This is a genomic window from Methylobacterium frigidaeris (genome assembly GCF_022179185.1).
GTDB classification, from domain to species: Bacteria; Pseudomonadota; Alphaproteobacteria; order Rhizobiales; family Beijerinckiaceae; genus Methylobacterium; species Methylobacterium frigidaeris.
The window spans coordinates 1-1,877 of sequence record NZ_BPQJ01000111.1 but is presented as its reverse complement, the minus strand read 5'-3'; the positions used below and the strand labels follow the sequence as shown (position 1 = coordinate 1,877).

The following is a 1,877-nucleotide window of genomic DNA, read 5'->3' as shown; positions in this document are numbered from 1 at the left end:
AGCTCTCGCAGCACCGCTCGGTGCAGCAGGCGGCGCGCTACTACAACGAGGCCGAGATCGACAAAGGCAAAGCCGTTCGGCTGATCGGATGACGCGCGGACCAGCGCAGGTCAGGTGAAAAGCGGCTGGAGGCTTTCACCCCAGATTGAAGCCATCGGGATCGGCGGGCGCGTGATCACCTTAGATCTGCCTCAGAGCCGACGATACTCTCGTGATGCCGCCCCGCCCGGCAGTTCAGGATCGAACCTCGTGATCCGGCGACTGCGCTCCCACACTTCCGCGCTTGATGTACCAGCAATCGCGCGAGCACCGGCTGTGGCTTCGTCGTCGCTTCGCGCGTCAATGATGTGAGCCGCAAAAATCCGGTTATCGGCACCGATCAGATAGGCCCGGTAAGTCGGGACATCTTCCTGTGCCATTTTGCGCAACTTCAACACACCAGTATTTGACATGCAACATCAGCCTCTCGTTAGAGAAAGCACATATCGCCTTGCCACCCAATGATGCGGTTTTTGTCTGCTTCTGCGGACATCGTAAACAGATTATTTCCTGATGCACAACCGCCCTGGATGGCTCCAAAGCTAGAATTTCATGCTTCAATCAGCTACAAGCCCCTATGTGCTTGCAAATACGATGCTTCTTGGCCGGCAAGCATGTCCGTTTCATGCGGGGCTTCGCGCTGTACTCAGAGTTGTATTCGTTCATTGCTTGCGATGTATTGCTTCTGCTACAATGACTTAGCTGCAGTGGTGCCCGGCATAGCACCGACATCGAGCAACATTCCCGACTCCCCCACGCAATGGGACGACCCGCTCGCGCATCGGCTCAAATCCGGTCCCAACAAATCAGTCGAAGTAGGCCGTCATTCCTGTGAGCATTCCGAAGCGCTTGCTTTTGGATAACGTCGACGCTCCGGTTTCTTGCTCACCTTTGAGGCGGACAAGGAGGCGCTTCATGCTAAAATTCCAGCTGCGGATCCTCCACCGCCGGACCACGAACGGCGGCATGGACACTCATAGCGAGTGGCTGACTGTCAGAACTACGACAGAAGCTGTGGCGCAGGCTGAAGAACGTATTAGCCAGGTCTTGGCCGGGCAGGCCGGGATCGGCATGCTCAGCGATGAGCGCGACACCCTGATCTGGTCTGTTCGGCATGATCTGCCCAAGCCGACCGATCTCGGTTGATGTTCCCAACCACTCGGCACGGGTAAGGTTCTACCCTGCTCCGTTCACCACGGGGTCGAGCAGAGCCTCGATCGTCGTCGTCCATAACCGCCACGGTGTGACCGTAGGCAGGAACTCCGTCTCGTCGAGCAGGAGGAGCGAGCGTCCAGCACGCTCGGCCACCAACCGGAAGGGCGGCATGGCTGTCGAACCGATGAGAACGACGGTGAGAATGTTCCGACCGGGTCTCAACCAGGACGTGACGTCGTAGGTGAAGCCATCGCGAGAAGGATCCAGACCTTCGACAGCTGGCTCGGTGAGCGCGAACGTGTTGAGGCTAACGACAATGCGGTTTCCCGCCCCTGACATCGTCAGGCGCAGCCTTTCCCCAGCTCGGATCTGCATGCGTGCCCCCGCTTTGCAGCCGAGATTGCTTCCTTCACGGGAGAATTACAACCATAACGTGTTCATGGTGACAACGAATCATTAACCATGTTGCCGTCACGCTTCCGTCGACCGGCAGCCCCCGCCCGTGGCTGGGAGCCTCGTCGTGACGGCCCGGTGTGACGGGGCTTCTTGCATCTGATCACCACGGGAGTGAAGGGCCATTGTCGCGCTCGGGCTCGCTAGGCGCCAAGGAGGATCGATGAGCTACATCATTGATCGGCCCCCACGAGGTGGTCCAAGTTCAAAGTTAGTGCAGTGTCGGCGTT

The 1,877-nt window shown here is 58.4% G+C and carries 3 protein-coding genes; 1 reads left to right on the top strand and 2 read right to left on the bottom strand.

The window, feature by feature from the left end; all coding sequences use genetic code 11:
• Window positions 1–191: 191 nt before the first annotated feature.
• Window positions 192–419, bottom strand: coding sequence for a hypothetical protein (locus tag MFF64_RS36420; protein WP_238193889.1), 228 nt, complete (start codon window positions 417–419; stop codon window positions 192–194).
• Between the two features lie 535 nt (window positions 420–954).
• On the opposite strand from MFF64_RS36420, the gene MFF64_RS36415 reads away from it, so the two are divergent.
• The gene (locus tag MFF64_RS36415) at window positions 955–1,185 is read left to right on the top strand and encodes a hypothetical protein (RefSeq protein ID WP_238193887.1); all 231 of its coding nucleotides are present in this window, start codon (window positions 955–957) and stop codon (window positions 1,183–1,185) included.
• A 30-nt stretch (window positions 1,186–1,215) separates the two neighbouring features.
• On the opposite strand, the gene MFF64_RS36410 is transcribed toward MFF64_RS36415, so the two are convergent.
• A complete protein-coding gene (locus MFF64_RS36410) occupies window positions 1,216–1,569 on the bottom strand; it encodes a hypothetical protein (protein WP_238193885.1) in 354 nt (117 codons plus the stop codon).
• Window positions 1,570–1,877: the final 308 nt, after the last annotated feature.

Excerpts from the sequence above, each read along its gene's own strand:
- MFF64_RS36420 (WP_238193889.1), bottom strand. The coding sequence starts at position 419 with ATGGCACAGGAAGATGTCCCGACTTACCGGGCCTATCTGATCGGTGCC.
- MFF64_RS36415 (WP_238193887.1), top strand. The coding sequence starts at position 955 with ATGCTAAAATTCCAGCTGCGGATCCTCCACCGCCGGACCACGAACGGC.
- MFF64_RS36410 (WP_238193885.1), bottom strand. The coding sequence starts at position 1,569 with ATGCAGATCCGAGCTGGGGAAAGGCTGCGCCTGACGATGTCAGGGGCG.